Annotated in this window: 4 protein-coding genes; 2 read left to right on the plus strand and 2 right to left on the minus strand. The window is 41.2% G+C overall.

Annotation, left to right across the window (positions count from 1 at the left end):
* Positions 1-331: 331 nt before the first annotated feature.
* Together BM122_RS20705 and BM122_RS20710 are read left to right on the plus strand one after the other, a co-directional pair.
* The gene (locus tag BM122_RS20705; RefSeq protein ID WP_074907503.1) at positions 332-1,111 is read left to right on the plus strand and encodes a hypothetical protein; all 780 of its coding nucleotides are present in this window, start codon (positions 332-334) and stop codon (positions 1,109-1,111) included.
* A 42-nt stretch (positions 1,112-1,153) separates the two neighbouring features.
* On the plus strand, positions 1,154-2,620 hold the full coding sequence (locus BM122_RS20710) for a DEAD/DEAH box helicase (RefSeq protein WP_074907506.1): 1,467 nt from the start codon (positions 1,154-1,156) through the stop codon (positions 2,618-2,620).
* On the opposite strand, the gene BM122_RS20715 is transcribed toward BM122_RS20710, so the two are convergent.
* Positions 2,621-2,956, minus strand: coding sequence for a putative signal transducing protein (locus BM122_RS20715; protein WP_074907508.1), 336 nt, complete (start codon positions 2,954-2,956; stop codon positions 2,621-2,623).
* A 163-nt stretch (positions 2,957-3,119) separates the two neighbouring features.
* A partial coding sequence (locus tag BM122_RS20720; protein ID WP_218152204.1) for a transposase occupies positions 3,120-3,525 on the minus strand: 406 nt, incomplete at its 5' end.

The following is a 3,525-nucleotide window of genomic DNA, read 5'->3' on the forward strand; positions in this document are numbered from 1 at the left end:
GTTTGTGGGTGAGCCTAAATTCAAGTATCACGATGAATTCCAGGCCAATGCCAAAGAAGGTGAAAAAGGAAAAGAAGAGTAAAACTGTAAAAAAGTAAAGAATAAAAACGATTGTTTTTTGGTAAAATTTCATCAGTACCCATCTATGCTGGGAAGAATAAAGTGGTATCTCCCAGCTAGTTTTCTTATGGCCGCTATTATCTTTTTTCGAATTAAGATAATAGCGTGCTTGCTTTGCTTAATGGTCCTTAATGCAAATGTAAAGTACAAAGGCTACATGTGTGCTCGTCGGATATGATGAGCTTTATTTTTTATTCCACTAAGGTAATAAATGCTTCGTTATTTCCCCGCACCTGATGTTGTTTGTATTCACAAGAAGCGAGATTACTTCATCGCTGCTTTTACATTTTTTTGTGTAGCGGTAAGCCTAGTTATCGATGCCCTTGCAAATTTGATCATACAGAATCTGCTGGGGATCATAGCATGGGTATTTTTAATTGGATTATTAGCAGGTGAAAATAAGGAAATAAGAATTCAAGTAGTGATTGCCGTGGCATTTGCGACAGCAGGTGAGCATTTTGCGTCTGTTTATATGGGGGGATATACTTACAGATTTGAAAATGTACCTTTATATGTACCTCCAGGACATGGAATGGTTTATTTAACGGCAGTCGCGCTGGCTCGTTCAGGTTTTTTTCTTAAATATGCGAGAAAGATTGCTGCATTCGTTGTATTCGTATGCGGCATTTGGTCGCTTTGGGGAGTTAGTGGCATTCCCGAACAGGGAGATCAGGTAGGAGCAATATTATTTTGTGTGTTTCTTATCTATCTATTCAAAGGTAGATCTCCCATGGTTTATCTTGCTGCTTTTTTTATCACCACCTGGTTAGAGTTGATTGGTACAGCTGCTGGAACATGGTATTGGGCAAAGCTTGAGCCCATTTTTAACTTATCACAAGGAAATCCTCCTAGTGGTGTTGCTGCTTGGTACTGTCTCGTTGATGCAGTGGCTATTGGCGGCGCACCTCTTGTCCAAAATATCATCAATAAATTTAATCAGTGGCTAAGAACCGATAAATCTAAACGTAGTATTCAACAGGAGACAGAATAATTAAACAATTTTTAAATACAGTCGCAAAGACTGAGCAGCTTTATGAGTAATCCCACAGCATTTGATCAATTAAATTTATCAAGTGAGCTTCTGAAAGCAATCTCAGATCAGGGGTATGTCCAGCCCACCCCAATACAAGCTCAAGTTATACCACATATCCTTGAGGGCAAAGATATTATGGGTAGTGCCGAAACAGGCACAGGAAAAACAGCTAGCTTTACATTACCCATGTTGCATCGATTGCAATCTCATGCAAATTCGAGTGCCTCACCAGCTAGGCATCCCATTCGAGCATTGATACTTGCACCTACACGTGAACTTGCTACGCAGATACATGATAATGTCAAAAACTACGGAAAATATACGCAATTACGAAGCACGGTAATTTTCGGTGGTACGAGTATCGATCCTCAAATTAAGGAACTGCAAGCTGGAGTAGAAATTCTGGTCGCAACACCCGGCCGTCTATTGGATCACATTGAGCAGAAAACGATCAATCTATCTAATGTAGCAATTTTAGTCCTGGATGAAGCTGATCGTATGCTCGATATGGGCTTCCTGCCAGATATCAAGCGTATTCTTATGTTGCTTCCTCAGCAGCGGCAGAGCTTGATTTTTTCTGCTACTTTTTCTGAGGAAATCAAGCAACTTGCTGACAAGTTACTGAAGCAGCCAGTTTTAATTGAGGTGGCAAAACGTAATGCGATTAATCAATCCATCTCGCATAGGGTTCATTTAGTTACCCTTGAACGTAAGCATGAATTATTGGTGCAGTTAATTAAGCAAAATGATCTTAAACAGGTCTTGGTTTTTGTTAGAACCAAACAAGGTGCAGATCGTTTGGCCAAATTACTTTTGCAGTATGATGTGATGACAACAGCGATTCATGGAGATAAAAATCAGCAGCAACGTACCCAAGCACTTAATGATTTTAGAGAAGGGAAAATTCAGGCATTGGTGGCTACTGATGTAGCTGCACGGGGATTGGATATTGAGAGTCTTACTTATGTAATTAACTTCGAGTTACCAACTGTTCCAGAAGATTATATCCATCGCATTGGACGAACAGGCCGTGCGGGGAGCAAAGGAAATGCCATTTCGTTAGTCAGTGAAAATGAAAAGGAATATCTCGTAGGTATTGAGAAGCTGCTCCAAACGAAACTGACCGTGACGAAAGCGAATGGATTTGAAACTGGGAAGAGTCATTACTCTGTTTTTCCAGAAACTACTCATCGTCAAGGGCATAATGGCAAGCTAATGCGTCATAAAGCTGGCTTAGACAGGAGTAAAAATAGTCAGAGTAAGCAGCAGCCAGCTCCTTATGGAAGAAATAAACCATCCCAACCAATTCCAATTGACCCGATCTTTACTCAACCATATGTGCCCGTGGCGTTGGTAAAGAAGTTAGATACCACTGATAAAGTTTCTCATTCTATTAGCCAATCGAGCAAGAAAGTCATACCAGCACTCTTTGCGCCGTTTCTTACTGATAAACGCAAGCAAGATTAATTAAGTATCGTTTAACTGTAAATGCACAATTTCTAGTCCTTCACCGCATTGCCAACATAACTGAAAATTTCGTGGATTTTGCTCATGGCATGCTGGGCAATACACATACCCTTCTTCAACTGGCGTGTTTTCATATATTTCGACAATCGCTCGTGCTTTTTCAAAATCATTGTCTTGAATAATCCATACCTCAGGGTACGTATGGGTGAAAGGAATTTCCCCTACCCCACCCTGTGCATGGGTATTAAATAGCTTTGCTGGTATATAAGCATGTTCTAGCAAGCAAAGGATCATCTGTGCTTCGATCAGATTGCTGGCAGAATAGAGCTTTCTCATATCATAAGTATAAAATTAGTCCTTATAACTTTATGGACACCTCTAAAAATTCAGAGTTTTAAACAAAACGAGGCGAGAACAACAAATGTTGGCGCTGCATATGATTAATATATAGCCTAACCAGTTAAGAATGATTCAGAATGTATAGGATTTGAAAAGCATCTCAACGGTCTGGTTTTTGTTGTTTACGCAGTGCTTTGGCCTGTGCCCATTTATGTTCGATGGGATTAAGATCAGGAGAATAAGCGGGTAAGTATTCAAGGGTGTGCCCAGCGTTTTGTATGGCATCGCGCGTATCCTGCCTCTTATGGAAGGTAGCATTGTCCATCACAACGACCGCATGTGACGGCAATTTAGGCAACAGGTCCTGCATCGCCCATCCATGAAATACATCGGCGCTGATATTGACTGCAAACAGGCTGACGGTTATCAATAGCTTTCCGATCAACGCTCCCATTGCGTTGATACGACCTGGCGCATGCCAGTCATGCGTGCCATGACATCTCTGGCCAGCGGGTGCATAACCGTGCGTGCGCGGCGCATCCTGTGCAAACCCACTTTCATCAATA

It is taken from the genome of Nitrosomonas communis, assembly GCF_900114745.1.
GTDB classification, from domain to species: Bacteria; Pseudomonadota; Gammaproteobacteria; order Burkholderiales; family Nitrosomonadaceae; genus Nitrosomonas; species Nitrosomonas communis_A.

Bases quoted from the DNA above. Each gene is read 5' to 3' on its own strand.
- BM122_RS20715 (WP_074907508.1), bottom strand. From the start codon at position 2,956: ATGAGAAAGCTCTATTCTGCCAGCAATCTGATCGAAGCACAGATGATC.
- BM122_RS20705 (WP_074907503.1), top strand. From the start codon at position 332: ATGCTTCGTTATTTCCCCGCACCTGATGTTGTTTGTATTCACAAGAAG.
- BM122_RS20710 (WP_074907506.1), top strand. From the start codon at position 1,154: ATGAGTAATCCCACAGCATTTGATCAATTAAATTTATCAAGTGAGCTT.